Below are 13,450 nucleotides of genomic sequence, written 5' to 3' on the forward strand. Positions count from 1 at the left end.
GGGAAGGGGAGGTTAGGTCGATTCTGCGACCGAGGGGAGGAAGAAGTGCGGTGCTGCAGGGGTTAAGGCCTGCCCCAGCCCTCGCAGCTTTGCAGCCGGCACTTGCGCGGTCAGCCGGCCATGTTGAACTGCTGGAGGTGAAGGATCGTCACCTCGCCATCCCATTGCGGCCAGTGCTGGCGGTGCAGGTCGACGAAGCGCTGCGTCCAATCGACGATCTCCGCCTCGGTGGGCAGTTCATAGATGGCGTAACCGCCCACCATCTCCTTGGCTTCGGCGTAGGGGCCGTCGGTGACGAGTTCGCCCTTGCGCGTGCTGACCGTCCCCGCCAGGGCCACGCCGCCGGTTTCGGTCATCTTCGCGCCGGCTTCCATGCCGAGCTTGACGATGGCCTGCATCAGGGCGGGCGGGGGATTGGTGGCGGTCTCGGGATTGAGCGTCTTGACCATGGTGAGGAATTTCATCGGTATCTCCCTGTGGATGCCCCTGCGACGATCCAGCCGTGTAGATTTCGACACAGGGTCGAGGGGCCAGAGAGACGGTTGCTGGGTCAGGTCCGGTTGAAGTGGTCGTAGACCAGTTGCGCCATGGCCTTGGAGATGCCGGGAACGGCTTCGAGATCGAGCAGGCTGGCGCGGGACACGGCCTTGGCCGAGCCGAAGTGATTGAGCAGCGAGCGCTTGCGCGTGGGGCCGATGCCCTCGATTTCATCGAGCGGGTTCTTCACCACGTCCTTCTTGCGCTTGGCGCGGTGGGTGCCGATGGCGAAGCGGTGCGCTTCGTCGCGCAGCCGCTGGACGTAGTAGAGCACCGGATCGCGGTGCGGCAGCATGAAGGCGTCCTTGCCTTCCATGAAGAATTTTTCGCGCCCGGCATCGCGTTCTTCGCCCTTGGCGATGCCGATGAAGGTGACCTCGCGGGGGAGGTTGAGCTCGGCGATGACCTCGCGCACCGCATTGAGCTGGCCCGCGCCGCCATCGATGAACACGACGTCGGGCCAATCGGGCATGCCGGTCTGCTCGTCCTCGGCGTCGGCATCGCTTTCCGAGGCGAGCCGGGCGAAGCGGCGGGTGAGGACTTCGCGCATCATGCCGAAGTCGTCGCCGGCGGAGATGTCGGATTTGATGTTGAAGGTCCGGTAGTGCTTCTTGGAGAAGCCTTCCTCGCCCGCCACCACCATGGCGCCGACCATGTTGGTGCCCGAGATGTGGGAGTTGTCGTAGACCTCGATGCGGCGCGGGATGTTGTCGAGGCCGAAGCAGTTGGCGACACCTTCGAGCAGGGTTCGGTTCGAGGCGCCCTCCGCCAGCTGGCGGCCGAGCGCCTCGCGGGCGTTTTGCAGCGCGTGATTGACCAGGTCGCGTTTTTCACCGCGCTGCGGCACTTCGATGCGCACCTTCCGGCCGGCGCGAGAGGAGAAGGCTTCTTCGAGCAGGGCGGGCTCGGCGAGGTCATGGCTGAGCAGCACGAGGCGCGGGGGCGTGCGGTCTTCGTAGAACTGAGCGATGAAGGCTTCGAGCACTTCGGCATCGCTGAGGCTGTCGTCGGCCTTTGGCCGGAAGGCGTGATTGCCCCAGTTCTGAAAGGCGCGGAAAAAGAACACCTGCACGCAGAACTGGCCACCTTCGTGATGGATGGCGAAGACGTCGGCTTCTTCCACTGACCGCGCCGTGGCATCGCCTTGCGACTGGATCAGCGCAAGCGCAGAGAGACGATCGCGGATCAGGGCAGCGCGCTCGAAATCGAGGTTCTCTGCCGCCTGGTTCATCTCCGTCTGCAGGTGATCGCGCACCGTCTGCGACTTGCCGGAGAGGAAGAGGCGTGCGTCCTCGACGAGCCCGGCGTAGTCCTCGAGGCTGATCTCGCGCGTGCAGGGGCCCGAGCAGCGCTTGATCTGGTACTGCAGGCAGGGGCGCGTGCGCGCGGCGTAAAAACTGTCCGAGCAATTGCGCAGCAGGAAGGCTTTCTGCAGGCTGGCGATGGTTCGGCTGACGGCGACGGCGGAGGCGAAGGGGCCGAAATAGTGGCCCTGCCGGCGGCGGGAGCCGCGGTGCTTGGTCAGCTCGGGGGCCTCATGGTCCGTGGCGATGAGGATATAGGGGAAGCTCTTGTCGTCGCGCAGCAGCACGTTGAAGCGCGGCTTCAGGCGCTTGATCATGTTGGCTTCGAGCAGGAGCGCCTCGGACTCCGTCTCGGTGCGCACGAATTCCATGCTGACGGTGGCCGCGATCATGCGCTGGATGCGCACGGGCAGGGCCTCGGGGCGGGTGTAGTTCGTGACGCGGGCCTTGAGGCTGCGGGCCTTGCCGACATAGATCACGGCGCCATCGGCATCGAGCATGCGATAGACGCCCGGTGCAGAAGGCAGCGTCCGGACGAAGGCGCGGATGACATCCGGACCGGATTGTAGGGGGGCGGAGGTATCGGTCATTGTCGCGGCGTAGGCCCGCGCCTGGCGGGATAGTCGAGATGTTTGCCGCCATCAAGGGCCAGCATCTGACCGGTCATCGACGGCAGGGAGAGGATGGTGAGGATGCCCTGGGCAATCGCATCAGGGTCGGCATGGCGCCTGAGCGGGAGCGCCTCGACACCCTGATCAAATTCCTGCTGGCTCTGGCGCGAATGGGGCAGGACGGGCCCGGGACCGATCGCATTGACGCGAATGGCCGGCGCCAGCGATTGGGCAAGCGTCTGCGTTGCCGTCCAAAGCACGGATTTAGACAGAGTATAACTGAAATAGGCCGGGCTGGGGTGCAGCACGCGCTCGTCGATCATATTGACGATGTTCCCTTGTGCGCCTTCGGGAAGCTGGTTGGCGAAGTCGCGCGAGAGAAATATGGGCGCTTCAGCGTGAATCGAAAAGTGCTGATCCCACAATTGCTCGTTCACATCGTGGGCACAGTCGGGATCGAACACGGAGGCGTTGTTGACCAGCAGGGTCAGCGGTCCGAAGGGTTCGGTTGCCCGCCGCACCAGCGTCTGGCGTTCATGCCGGTCCGCAATATCGGCGCCGAGGATCTCGGCGTTTCCTCCAGCCGCCCGGATGGCATGGCGGACCTCTGCGGCCCCCTCAACGTTGGACCGGTAGTGGACGACAACAGCGTAGCCTATGTCGGCGAGCGCTTGCGCGATCGTTGCGCCGATGCGGCTTCCGGCCCCCGTAACGAGGGCGACCGGGGGATGAGCGGTGGTTGCTGGAGCAGGACTGGACATCGGCGTGGACCTTAGGCCGGAAGGGCAGCTGGCATCAATCGGAGAGAATGGGGTGGAGCGCGCTCAGCGGTGATTGCTGACACGGCCCGGCAGGAAGTGCGCAGGCGGAAGCGCTTGGCGGTCGGGCCGAGGCTGGGTTAAGGGAAGGTGTTTTGCGCCGTGGACGGCGTGGAACTGCACCAGCCAGGATCCTTCCTCCTCATGACCGCCGCACCCGATTCGCAGCGTCCCGATGCCGTGGGTCGCGCCATAGTCTTGACCCTTCTCACGATTGGGGTGTTCGGGATTCAGGACGCCGTGGGCAAGATTCTTGTTCAGACGTACTCGCCGTTCCAGGTGACCATGATGCGGTACTGGGGATTTACCCTGTTCGCGCTTTTCATGGTGATGCGCCAGGCGCCTCTGAGCCAGGCGCTGAGTTCGAAGGCGGTCGGCTGGCAGGTGCTGCGTGGCGTCCTCCTCATGGCCGATATCTGGCTCTTTGCCATCGCGCTGCGCACCGTGCCGCTGGGCGAGTTGCAGGCGATCGTGATCGTCTACCCCCTGCTGGTGACGTTGTTCGCCATTCCTCTGCTGGGCGAGAAAGTGGGTGTGTTTCGGTTCGTGGCGGTGGCGGTTGGTTTCCTCGGGGCGCTCGTGGTGGTTCGGCCCGGAGGGGTGCCCTTGAGCTGGGGCGTGGGCGCCGGCCTCGCCTCTTCTGCGCTTTACGCCCTCTACATCGTCATCACCCGCAAGGTCAGCCGCATCGACAGCGCCGCGACGAGCCTGCTCTATACGGCCCTGGTCGGCCTGATCCTTTCGGGCGCTGTGGGCATCTTTGCCTGGGAGCCGATGGCCTGGACGGACGTGCTCCTGGTGATCGTGACGATGGCAACCACGTGTGCCGGTCATGGTGTCATGGTCTATGCCTTGTCCATGGCACCCGCGAGCACGCTGCAGCCGTTCAACTACTTCTCGCTGCCCTGGGCGATCTTTCTCAGCGCCACCATCTTCGGACATTTCATCGACCCGATCTCGCTGGTCGGCGCCGGCATCATCGTTGCGGCGGGGCTCGTGGTGATGGCCCGGGAACGCAAGCGAAAGGTGGCCGTGGTCACCGCCGGCCCCGTTCCCGGGCGTGAGTAAAGATCAGGCCAAGAACCGGCCGGCCCAAGTGGCTGCGGCTGCGGTCACGGCCGTCAGTGCCGTTCCCCAGGCCATATCGACCATCGCGACTGCGGGGGTGAAGCCCTTGACCGTGGAGAGATTGGTCAGGTCGTACGTCCCGTAGGCGACGAAGCCAAGAACCGCGCCGAGCACGGCCGCTTTCATGATGTCGCCTTCGGCGGGAGCAACCACGAGAATGACGACACCCACCAGGTAGGCAAGGTAGAACAGGCCCGCGATGACCAGGTTGGGCTGGTCGAGCAGAAGCCCGTTGAGCTCCTTGAAGTAGAAGTTCTTGCCCATCGTGCTGAGCCAGATGAAGTCGAGCGGGAAAAACACCACGGCGCAGGCTGCGTAGATGATGAGATGCTTGGTCACGGCGGGCTCCGATGCGGTATCGAAGCGGAAACGGAGCAAACTCGCCGCTGGATCATTCGCCCGTGCGTCTTGAACTTGGGCGAACGCGGAGGCATGTGAGGTCTATGGATGGGAGGACCAAATGGCCTGGCTGATCGAACTTGCGCTGGTACTGCTGTTGATCGGTGGCGGCTGGTCGCTGCTCAACAGGGGCGGCAAGACGGGTGGGCGCGATGCGCTGACGATGCGCCGGGTCGACGCCTACATCGAAACCATCCGCCGAGAGCGCCGCAATCCCGACCTTGCCGCGATGAGCGATACCGAGTTGCGCGACCTTCTCCACTCTGGAGCGCACAATCTCAGGATGGCCGAGCAGAAGAAGACCTGGACGCTGGCCGGCGTGGCCGGGGTGACACTGCTCGCTGCGGTGGTGATGGTCAATCAGCAGGGCTGGATGGCTTGCGCCATCACGGCCGTGATTGGCGTCATCGCCGGCTACGGGGTCAATGAATACCTCACCCGCCGGATGCGGGCGCCGCTGGAGCGGCGCGGCGTCGACATCGATCGTCTGCGGGTGGAATAGAAAGCGCCGCCCGGAGGCGGCGCCTGGTCACGTCAATCGCCGATGCAGAAGTAGCCGTTCGGGCCATTGTAACAGAAGCTGGCTCCGGGCTGGGTCGGGTAGGGCGGCCGCGGATAACCGTGATGTGGCGGACGCGGCGGGCGCGGATCCCAATGGGGCGGACGAGGTGGGTGGTGGTCCCAACGAGGAGGCCGCGGGTCCCAGTGCGGAGGACGGTTCCAGCCATCATGGTCATTCCAGCCGGGACGGCCACCACGATCGAGGTAGCTGGCCGAGACCCAGCCGTCGGGCCCGCGCTTCTGCACGAAGCACCAGCTGCCGCGGCAGTACTGGACGTCGACCTGCTCGCCCCGACGCAGGGCATCGATGACCGCATAGCCCGTGCCGGGGCCGGTGCGCACGTTGACATTGCTGGTTGCATAGGCGGGAGCCGCAGAAGCAGCCGCCGTGGTTGCGATCATGGCCAAGCCAGCCAGGCCGGTGGCTATGAGCTTCCGGGAAATCGCCATGGGAAGTCTCCTTCTTGTGGGTCGGGCGTCGCAACGCCTGTAACGCCACCTAACCGCATTGCGCATGAACCCAGGCTGAACGCCGTGTTTAGCGTCCCGGTTGCCGCATCCGCAGTGTCTGCTAAAGACGCAAGAGGTCGACAAACCGGCGCAGTGCGCCGGAGAACTTCTTGCGCTGCTTGGGCTTGAGTTCACCCATCAGCGCCTCTTCGAGTTGGCTCCAGTGCTCGGCGAGGCTGTTGCGGATGCGCATGCCACGCTCGGTCAAGGCCACGCCCGGCGTCAACTCGGGACCGACAGCCTGCCGTCCCACCAGTTCTCGCTCGATGAGACGGTTGAGCCGGCCCTCGATGGCGTCCCATGGCAGGCCCAGCTCGTCGGCCAGCTCCTGCTCGGTGGTGCCGGACCGGCCCAAGACGAAGAGGATGGCATCGTCCCCCGGTTCAAGTCCCTTATCTCTGAGAGGGACCAGCAGGGCCCTGTGCGCCAATTGGCCGGCCTCGATGAGACGGTAGAGCGCAGAATTGGAGGAGGGCTTGGCCATGGGCGGGAAAATAGTCCGAACTCCTCTGTTCCGTCGATCCGGCTTGCATCCTATCGTTAATCGCCCAACGACCAAGGCCCGTTATTGTTCACCCTGTGCAGATGAGTTATGCGTCTGATCAAGCCGGGCCAAACCGGCAGATCATCGGAGCGACCGTCGCCAGCCGCCGTCGCAGACGCCAGAACGGACACAGATGACCCAGGACCTCGCCCGCATCCGAGCCTTCGTACAGGTCTTCGATGCAGGCGGGTTCTCTGCCGCGGCGCGCCAGCATGGCCGATCGAAGGCGCTTCTGAGCAAATACGTGACGGACCTCGAGGATTATCTCGGCGTGCGCCTGATGAACCGCACGACGCGCAAGCTGAGCCTGACCGAAGCGGGTGAAGCCTATTACCGGGAAGCCTCGGGGCTGCTGCAGCAGCTGGATGACCTCGACGCCACCATTGCCGACCAGACCACCGAGCCCCGCGGCCTGCTGCGTGTCTCGGCGCCGCGCAATTTTGGCGAAACTACCCTTTCGCCGGCCATCTTCGAGTACCTCAAGAAGTACCCGAAAGTGTCGCTCGACCTGCGCCTCGAGGACCGCTACGTCGATCTTGTGGACGAGGGAATCGATGTCGCCCTGCGCATCTCGACGCTTTCGGACTCGTCGCTGATCGCGCGCAAGATTGCCGATATGCACGTCGTTGCGGGGGCGTCGCCAACCTTGCTCAAGAGCGTGGGAGCGCCAAAGCATCCCGAAGATCTGCGGCATCTGCCCTGCATCGTGGACGTCAACCTGCAGGGTCAGTCCAACTGGCGTTTCATCGAAGAGGGCAAAACGATCTCGGTGCCGGTGACAGGACCCTTGCGCGTCAATTCCCCTCTCGCGGCCCGGACGGCAGCCATTCTGGGGCTGGGGTTCGTCGTCCTCCCGTCGTATCTGGCCGACCCGGCGGTGGCCGCCGGAGAACTGGTGCCGGTGCTGGCAAGCTATCTGCCCACAGGGCAGAAATTGCAGGCCGTCTACCCGCATCGGCGGCACCTTGCAGGCAAGGTGCGGGCGCTGATCGACCACCTGGTGGACTGGTTCGCCGTCCACCCCATTACCTGAGGGCGAGACTTGGCCAGGCTGTGGTGGCTGGGGGCGGCCCTGGGAGCAGCGCTGACCGTTGGGGCCTCGGGTGTCGCAGAGGCGCATCCGCACATCTTCATCGATGCGGCGGTGGATGTGACCTTCGATGCGCAGGGCCGGGTCAGCGCCCTCCACCATCGCTGGACGTTCGATACAGCCTTCTCCGTCTGGATGGTGCAGGGCCTCGACGCCGACGGCGATGGCAATGTCAGTTCGGCGGAGATGCAGGAGCTGGCGGACGAGAATGTCGGCTCCCTCGCTGAGTATGGGTTTTACACCTATGCCGGCGAGGGACTTGAGTTCACCAGCGCCGGTGATCAGCGGATGACCTATGCGGGCGAGCGCGTGACGCTGGGTTTTACGGTCAACGCGGTGACGCCCGAACCGCCGGGTCATCGGTTTGAACTGGGCGTCTACGACCCCGAATACTATGTGGCGATCAGCTTCGGGGGTAGCGAGGACGTTCATCTGCTGGATGCCCCTCCGGGCTGCTCCGCGACGCTTGAACCGCCCAAGCCGATGGCTCCCGAGGTGGAAGAGCGGCTCTATGCGCTGGGACCGGAAGTGCTGGAGCTGCCGCCGGACCTCGCCGCCGCGATGCGTGGTACGCAAGGCCTGATCGCGATCTCCTGCGGGCAAGCGCCGCCGGCAACCAATGCGCTCGAAGCGGTAAACCAGGCGGCGGCGCCGCCACGAAGCCTGCCCTTCGGCGGCCCGCCGCCGGAGGTGGGGCTGCCGGTGTGGCGGACGGGCTTGATGGGATGGGTGCAGCAGCAACAGCGGGAGTTCTACGCGGCGCTGACGCGTTCCCTCGACGCCTTGCGGACTGACTGGACGGCCTTCTGGGTGCTCGGTGGGCTGAGTTTTGCCTATGGGGTGTTTCATGCCGCAGGCCCCGGACACGGCAAGGTGGTCATTTCCTCCTACATGCTGGCCAATGAGCGGCAATTGCGGCGGGGCATCATCCTCAGTGGCCTTTCGGCCTTCATGCAGTCGCTCGTAGCGATCGGCTTTGTCCTCCTCCTCGCCGGACTGTTGCGTGTCACCAGCACCGCTATGGGCGACGCGGCCTATTGGGTGACGCTGCTGTCCTACGGTCTGGTTGTGCTGATGGGCGCCTGGCTGGTGCTGCGCAAGCTGTTCGGTTGGGGGCACGGCCATCATCACGCACCAGGTCCAGAACCTGCTCACAAGCGGCACAAGGCGCGGGCGCTGCTCTACGGTGACGACGCAACTCCAGCTGGGGCGCAGGCGCACCAGCATAAGGTCGATCACCATGAGCACGAGCATGAGCATATGCACCATGCCGTGGGGCCGCGCGATCTGCGAGGCGACTGGCGAGAGCAACTGACCGTCATCGTGGCGGTGGGGCTGCGCCCGTGCTCGGGGGCGCTGGTGGTCCTGGTTTTTGCCCTCTCGCAGGGCATCCTCGCCGCCGGTATCGTCTCCGTGCTGCTGATGGGGCTGGGCACGGCCATCACGGTGGGCGTGCTGGCGACCTTGGCCGTGACGGCGAAAAATATGGTGCGGCGCATCGGCGGCCGCGACAGCGCAGTGGCACGGGCGCTGACCTGGTGGGCCGAGCTGGTGGGGGCGGTGGCCGTGTTCTGTTTCGGCGTGGTGCTGGTCCTGGCGAGCCTCTAGCGCGACCTGGTGCCGCCTTGCGGGCGAAGCACAACAGTCTATGGTGCGCGCCACCTGAATTCATCCCCGCCTGGCACCATGTCCGAACACCTGCCTCCAAATCATCCGCCCGTTCCGCAGCAGAAGGTGGGCGTGTTGCTGCTCAATCTCGGGACGCCCGACGCGACCGACTACTGGAGCGTGCGGCGCTATCTCAAGGAGTTCCTGAGCGATCCGCGCGTCATCGAGACGCCGAAGTGGCTGTGGTGGCCGATCCTCAACCTCGTGATTCTCAGTTTCCGGCCTCAGAAGAGCGGCCACGCCTATGCCCAGATCTGGGACAAGGAGCGCAATGACAGCCCGTTGCGCATCATCAGCGAGGCGCAGACGGCGGACCTGGCGCGGCGCATGAGCGGCGACGGCGTGGTGGTGGACTACGCCATGCGCTACGGCAACCCCTCGACCCGGAGCGTGCTGGAGAAGATGCAGCAGGCCGGGTGCCAGCGGATCCTGCTCGTGCCGCTCTATCCGCAATATTCGGCAACGACCACGGCGACGGCGAACGACAAGGCCTTCGACGCGCTCAAGGCGATGCGCTGGCAGCCGGCGGTGCGCACGGCGCCGGCCTATTTCGACGATCCGAACTATGTGAAGGCGCTGGGCGACTCCATCAGGGAGGGCGTGGCGAAGCTCAATTTCGAGCCGGACGTGGTGATTACCTCATATCACGGCATGCCCGTGGATTACCTCAAGAAGGGCGACCCGTACCACTGCCAGTGCTTCAAGACGACGCGGCTGGTGCGCGAGTATCTGGGCTGGCCCAAAGAGAAGCTCATGGTGACGTTCCAGAGCCGTTTCGGGCCGACCGAATGGCTGCAGCCCTATACCGACAAGACGCTCGAAGCGCTGCCGGAAAAGGGGATCAAGAAGGTGGCGATCCTGGCGCCGGCCTTCTCGGCGGACTGCATCGAGACGCTCGAGGAGATTGCGATGCAGGGCAAGGAAACCTTCATGGAAGCGGGCGGGGAGAATTACGCCTATATCCCCTGCCTCAACGACAGCCCGGGTGGCATGGATTTCGTGGAAGCCATGGTGAGGCGCGAGCTTTCGGGCTGGGTCTGACTACCAGCCGGGGCCGACAAAATCGGGCGGCGTGACGTTGACGAGGCCGCGGCCGACAATCTGGCTGCGGTCGACCCAGCCGGTATGGGGAATGTGGCACCATTGCCTGGCATTGGCCCCGCGCAAGGGGTGGCCGGCGTCACCCACCCAGGAGCCAAAGCGGGAGTCGCTGTCGTTCTGGGTGCACTGGTCGATGGGGATTTCGGTGCCGTCAGCGAGCGTCCCGATGACGCGGCCGTGGCCGCTGGGGCGATCGTGGATGGTGGCGCCGCCGGAGACGCGGGCGGTGACGGTCAGGGCGTGCGCCGGGAGGGTCAGGGCGCAGAGCGAGAGGGCAATCAGGGCCAGGGTGCGCATTCTTATCTCCGCAGGAGTGGCCAAGTGGCCACTCCTGTGCACTTACCGCTCCATTGCGGCGCGAGTAAGCCGGCTAGAGATTGACCTTCTCGTTGTCGCCCATGTCGGGGCTTTTCCCGGTGACGGCCGCCATGGCCATCTTCGCCATGGCGACGGCCTTGTTGGGGCTGTCCCAGAGCTCGCCATCATCGGGGGTGACGGTGAGCAGGCGGATATTGGGGTCGTTCTCGTCGTCCCACCAGGCCTTGTCGAAGTCGGTCCAGAGGTCCTTGATCTTGGCGCGGTCATTGGTGATCGCGGCGTTGCCCGAAATCACGGCATATTTGAAGCCGGAATTGTCGACCCAGGCGCAGGACACCCACGGGTACTTATCGACCTGCCAGTTCTTTTCGCCCTCGGCGTCGACCAGGAAATAGATGGCGTGCTCGTCACGGTCGGGGCGGGCGGAGAGGGGGCGGGACCGCTGGCGCTCGCCATCCCAGGTGGTGAACATGGCGATGTCGATCTTCTTGGCCAGTTCCCAGATGCGGTCCTGCACTTCGGCAGGCGTCTTGTCGTTGTCGTGGTGTTCCTTGGCCATGCTCGAGGCTCCTGTTGCGTCTTGGCCGGGCAACGAGCGGGAGGGCGGGGTGGTTGCGAGGCGGGCGATCACAGGTCCGAAGGGGGAACGGCGCCGCGGCGGTTGAGCGCCGCGGCCTAGAAGCGGCGGGCGCCGGGCCTCAAATGTGGATGAATCTCCTCGAAGCGGGCGGCGGCGGCGTTGAGGCGGGCGATGACAATGCCCAGATCCACCAGCGCCATGGGCTGGCCGATGCCGACGGGGAAGAAGCGCGGAATTTCCGGGTGCCGGCGAAACAGCCGGTTGGCCATGAGGATGAGGCCATTGAGCGCCAAGAGCGTCTCCCCATGCACGGGACCGGCCGGCCGCGCCTGGCCCAGCGCCTGGGTGAAGGCGCGCAAATCGCGGGCGAAGCGCTGGTAGGCGTTGCTGGCTTTGGGGCCGAGCGGCGGAAGCTGGGGCAGGTCGGGGTCGATCATGGGCGGGCTCCTTTGCGGTCCCAAGTGTAGTGGGCGCGGCGGGAGCGGGGATATTTTTGGGGGGGCGGGCGGGGAGGGAAACGGGGGGAGGAAACGGGGAGGAAACAGGGGTTCCCGCTTTCGCGGGAATGACATTGGGGACGGGCGGACGTGCGAAGCCATTCGAGCATAGCTCTCATGGCCTTCTTCGCTAACTTCGCTCCACTGGAGCGAATTTGCCTTCCAGGCACGACTACGAAGCGCCCGGCCATTCGGCTTACGCTTTTGCGGGTGTGTCCTTGGGGAGGACACGGTAACGGGCGGCCTTTGGGCCTTCCGAACAGGGTGAACGGTCCAAGGGCCGCCCGTCACGGCATCGGCTTGCTTAGGGGGTCCGGTCTCAGGCGGAGCTTTATTGCAAGTCCGGCTGCCGATTTTCTACCCACGCAGGGGGACGCCTCCCCCATCCGATCCTCCCCACCCGGCCCTGCGTAGGGGCCGCGTAACGTGGCGGGGATGGCAGGAGAATGCCACGCGGGTTTGGGGCGGGGATATCTTTCTGCCGCAGGGGCGATAGGATCGGGGGCGGCAAGGAGGAGAGAGCCATGAAACGCGGGGTTTTTTGGGGCGCCTTGGGACTGGCGCTGGCGCTGTTCGGCGGCGCCGGCGCGCAGGAGAAAATCGCCAAGGGGTGGCACATCGAGGAGTTCGACAGCGGCATCACCGAGATCTATCTCGTCTGGTACGATCCTGCCGAGACGGTGCCGCGGCTGCAACTCTCCTGCACCGAAGGCTGGCCCGAGGTCAGCATCGTCGCCTTCATCGACGCGCCCGCCGCCGATCCGAAGGAACTGGCGCTGGTCGATGGCGACGTCCGCTACGCCATGGAGCCGATCAGCGGCACGGTCAACGACGTCTACTCGACCGGCGGCTCGGCCACCTTCACGCCGGAGCTGATCGAGCTGCTGTCCGGGCAGTTCACCGTGCAGGTCGACGGCGTCGACATCGGCCGCTACTCGACCAAGGGCGCGGCGGACAAGTTCGGGCGGCTGTTCGAGGCGTGTCCGGTGGACGGGGAGGGGGTGGATACAGAGGCGTCGTGATCGACCGCGCTGCACCCCCACCCGGCCTCCCCCTGGAGAAAGGGGAGGAGTCGCATCGGGGCTGGGGAGCGATTTCGCTTCACCCCGCATGGCGCTTCCAAACTATCCCTCGAGTAGAGCCGACTCCTCCCCTAGCAGGGGGAGGCCGGGTGGGGGTTTCTCCCGACCCGCCCCTGCCATCCTTCCACCAGAGCACCCCATGACGGACAGGATCACCTTCGCCCGCAGCTTGCGCCACAACCCGACCCCGGCCGAGCGCGCATTCTGGAGCATACTCTTTTCCTGGCGTGAGGCCGGGATGCATTGGCGGCGGCAGGCACCGATGGGGCCCTATGTGGTGGATTTCGTGTGAAAGCGGGAGAAGTTGGTCGTCGAGATCGGTGGCGACAGTCACTATGGCGACGAGGGCATCGCCCGCGAAGCGGCGCGCACGGCGTTTCTCGCAGCGCGGGGATTTCGCGTGGTGCGGTTCGGCAATGCCGATGTGCTGCACAATGCACAGGGCGTGTTCGAGGTACTGCGCGGGATTTTGGGAGACATTGACGAGAAGGGCTAAGCCCACTTCTCCTCCCCGCCTTCCAGGGGAGGCGGCGCTGACCCTATTCTCCTCCCCATGCAGAGGGGGAGCCTCAACTTGAGTTGTATAGACGGTGGACTCATCAGAAGTCCTAACGAGGAAATATACGTCACTTCGAAGTCCAATTCGGAATCGAATCGAAGGATGTTCTCCTCCAATATCCCGAATTGCGTTTAGTAAAGCTG

15 protein-coding genes and 1 pseudogene are annotated in these 13,450 nt (G+C 64.9%); 7 read left to right on the forward strand and 9 right to left on the reverse strand.

From position 1 onward, the window contains the following. Positions 1 to 110: 110 nt before the first annotated feature. The 3 genes from IC608_RS00585 to IC608_RS00595 form a co-directional block, all read right to left on the reverse strand. Entirely contained in the window at positions 111 to 464 is a 354-nt protein-coding gene (locus IC608_RS00585; RefSeq protein WP_210316166.1) for a YciI family protein, read from the reverse strand. An 86-nt stretch (positions 465 to 550) separates the two neighbouring features. Further along, on the reverse strand, positions 551 to 2,431 hold the full coding sequence (gene uvrC / locus IC608_RS00590) for an excinuclease ABC subunit UvrC (RefSeq protein WP_191772095.1): 1,881 nt from the start codon (positions 2,429 to 2,431) through the stop codon (positions 551 to 553). After that, positions 2,428 to 3,213, reverse strand: coding sequence for an SDR family oxidoreductase (locus tag IC608_RS00595; RefSeq protein ID WP_191772096.1), 786 nt, complete (start codon positions 3,211 to 3,213; stop codon positions 2,428 to 2,430). The genes uvrC and IC608_RS00595 overlap by 4 nt, the downstream gene beginning before the upstream one ends. 201 nt (positions 3,214 to 3,414) lie before the next feature. Between IC608_RS00595 and IC608_RS00600 the strand changes: the two genes are divergently transcribed. Continuing rightward, the gene (locus IC608_RS00600; RefSeq protein ID WP_191772097.1) at positions 3,415 to 4,338 is read left to right on the forward strand and encodes a DMT family transporter; all 924 of its coding nucleotides are present in this window, start codon (positions 3,415 to 3,417) and stop codon (positions 4,336 to 4,338) included. 3 nt (positions 4,339 to 4,341) lie between these two features. Here the strand turns inward: IC608_RS00600 and IC608_RS00605 are convergent, their stop codons facing one another. Next, positions 4,342 to 4,737: a DUF2177 family protein gene (locus IC608_RS00605; protein WP_191772098.1), complete on the reverse strand. Its 396-nt coding sequence runs from the start codon at positions 4,735 to 4,737 to the stop codon at positions 4,342 to 4,344. Positions 4,738 to 4,858: 121 nt separating this feature from the next. Here IC608_RS00605 and IC608_RS00610 point away from each other — a divergent pair, with 121 nt between their 5' ends. Then, positions 4,859 to 5,299 carry a hypothetical protein gene (locus IC608_RS00610; RefSeq protein WP_191772099.1) on the forward strand — a complete coding sequence of 147 codons (441 nt, stop codon included), beginning with the start codon at positions 4,859 to 4,861 and terminating at the stop codon, positions 5,297 to 5,299. Positions 5,300 to 5,331: 32 nt separating this feature from the next. Here the strand turns inward: IC608_RS00610 and IC608_RS00615 are convergent, their stop codons facing one another. Beyond that, the gene (locus tag IC608_RS00615) at positions 5,332 to 5,808 is read right to left on the reverse strand and encodes an SH3 domain-containing protein (RefSeq protein WP_191772100.1); all 477 of its coding nucleotides are present in this window, start codon (positions 5,806 to 5,808) and stop codon (positions 5,332 to 5,334) included. A gap of 121 nt (positions 5,809 to 5,929) precedes the next feature. Beyond that, positions 5,930 to 6,352: a MarR family winged helix-turn-helix transcriptional regulator gene (locus IC608_RS00620; protein ID WP_191772101.1), complete on the reverse strand. Its 423-nt coding sequence runs from the start codon at positions 6,350 to 6,352 to the stop codon at positions 5,930 to 5,932. 193 nt (positions 6,353 to 6,545) lie between these two features. Here IC608_RS00620 and IC608_RS00625 point away from each other — a divergent pair, with 193 nt between their 5' ends. The 3 genes from IC608_RS00625 (at position 6,546) to hemH (ending at position 10,211) form a co-directional block, all read left to right on the forward strand. Further along, the gene (locus tag IC608_RS00625; protein WP_191772102.1) at positions 6,546 to 7,445 is read left to right on the forward strand and encodes a LysR family transcriptional regulator; all 900 of its coding nucleotides are present in this window, start codon (positions 6,546 to 6,548) and stop codon (positions 7,443 to 7,445) included. Between the two features lie 9 nt (positions 7,446 to 7,454). After that, positions 7,455 to 9,110: a HoxN/HupN/NixA family nickel/cobalt transporter gene (locus tag IC608_RS00630; protein ID WP_191772103.1), complete on the forward strand. Its 1,656-nt coding sequence runs from the start codon at positions 7,455 to 7,457 to the stop codon at positions 9,108 to 9,110. A 78-nt stretch (positions 9,111 to 9,188) separates the two neighbouring features. Continuing rightward, positions 9,189 to 10,211 carry a ferrochelatase gene (hemH, locus tag IC608_RS00635; protein WP_191772104.1) on the forward strand — a complete coding sequence of 341 codons (1,023 nt, stop codon included), beginning with the start codon at positions 9,189 to 9,191 and terminating at the stop codon, positions 10,209 to 10,211. Here hemH and IC608_RS00640 read toward each other — a convergent pair whose 3' ends face one another. The 3 genes from IC608_RS00640 to IC608_RS00650 form a co-directional block, all read right to left on the reverse strand. Beyond that, positions 10,212 to 10,568, reverse strand: a complete 357-nt coding sequence (locus IC608_RS00640; RefSeq protein WP_191772105.1) for an SH3 domain-containing protein — start codon at positions 10,566 to 10,568, stop codon at positions 10,212 to 10,214. 73 nt (positions 10,569 to 10,641) lie between these two features. After that, positions 10,642 to 11,148 carry a pyridoxamine 5'-phosphate oxidase family protein gene (locus IC608_RS00645; protein WP_191772106.1) on the reverse strand — a complete coding sequence of 169 codons (507 nt, stop codon included), beginning with the start codon at positions 11,146 to 11,148 and terminating at the stop codon, positions 10,642 to 10,644. 116 nt (positions 11,149 to 11,264) lie between these two features. Next, on the reverse strand, positions 11,265 to 11,606 hold the full coding sequence (locus IC608_RS00650; protein WP_191772107.1) for a hypothetical protein: 342 nt from the start codon (positions 11,604 to 11,606) through the stop codon (positions 11,265 to 11,267). A 584-nt stretch (positions 11,607 to 12,190) separates the two neighbouring features. Between IC608_RS00650 and IC608_RS00655 the strand changes: the two genes are divergently transcribed. Continuing rightward, positions 12,191 to 12,688 (forward strand): hypothetical protein, encoded by a 498-nt coding sequence (locus tag IC608_RS00655; protein ID WP_191772108.1) that lies wholly within the window; start codon positions 12,191 to 12,193, stop codon positions 12,686 to 12,688. A 199-nt stretch (positions 12,689 to 12,887) separates the two neighbouring features. Beyond that, positions 12,888 to 13,244: pseudogene (locus IC608_RS17980) on the forward strand (endonuclease domain-containing protein). Positions 13,245 to 13,450 lie beyond the last annotated feature (206 nt).

Source organism: Devosia oryzisoli (genome assembly GCF_014837245.1).
Classification (GTDB): Bacteria; Pseudomonadota; Alphaproteobacteria; order Rhizobiales; family Devosiaceae; genus Devosia; species Devosia oryzisoli.

What these genes read in the sequence shown, in the direction of transcription:
- hemH (WP_191772104.1), top strand. Translation starts at nt 9,189, where the DNA reads ATGTCCGAACACCTGCCTCCAAATCATCCGCCCGTTCCGCAGCAGAAG.
- IC608_RS00610 (WP_191772099.1), top strand. Translation starts at nt 4,859, where the DNA reads ATGGCCTGGCTGATCGAACTTGCGCTGGTACTGCTGTTGATCGGTGGC.
- uvrC (WP_191772095.1), bottom strand. Translation starts at nt 2,431, where the DNA reads ATGACCGATACCTCCGCCCCCCTACAATCCGGTCCGGATGTCATCCGC.
- IC608_RS00645 (WP_191772106.1), bottom strand. Translation starts at nt 11,148, where the DNA reads ATGGCCAAGGAACACCACGACAACGACAAGACGCCTGCCGAAGTGCAG.
- IC608_RS00595 (WP_191772096.1), bottom strand. Translation starts at nt 3,213, where the DNA reads ATGTCCAGTCCTGCTCCAGCAACCACCGCTCATCCCCCGGTCGCCCTC.
- IC608_RS00625 (WP_191772102.1), top strand. Translation starts at nt 6,546, where the DNA reads ATGACCCAGGACCTCGCCCGCATCCGAGCCTTCGTACAGGTCTTCGAT.
- IC608_RS00585 (WP_210316166.1), bottom strand. Translation starts at nt 464, where the DNA reads ATGAAATTCCTCACCATGGTCAAGACGCTCAATCCCGAGACCGCCACC.
- IC608_RS00640 (WP_191772105.1), bottom strand. Translation starts at nt 10,568, where the DNA reads ATGCGCACCCTGGCCCTGATTGCCCTCTCGCTCTGCGCCCTGACCCTC.
- IC608_RS00620 (WP_191772101.1), bottom strand. Translation starts at nt 6,352, where the DNA reads ATGGCCAAGCCCTCCTCCAATTCTGCGCTCTACCGTCTCATCGAGGCC.
- IC608_RS00650 (WP_191772107.1), bottom strand. Translation starts at nt 11,606, where the DNA reads ATGATCGACCCCGACCTGCCCCAGCTTCCGCCGCTCGGCCCCAAAGCC.
- IC608_RS00655 (WP_191772108.1), top strand. Translation starts at nt 12,191, where the DNA reads ATGAAACGCGGGGTTTTTTGGGGCGCCTTGGGACTGGCGCTGGCGCTG.
- IC608_RS00615 (WP_191772100.1), bottom strand. Translation starts at nt 5,808, where the DNA reads ATGGCGATTTCCCGGAAGCTCATAGCCACCGGCCTGGCTGGCTTGGCC.
- IC608_RS00600 (WP_191772097.1), top strand. Translation starts at nt 3,415, where the DNA reads ATGACCGCCGCACCCGATTCGCAGCGTCCCGATGCCGTGGGTCGCGCC.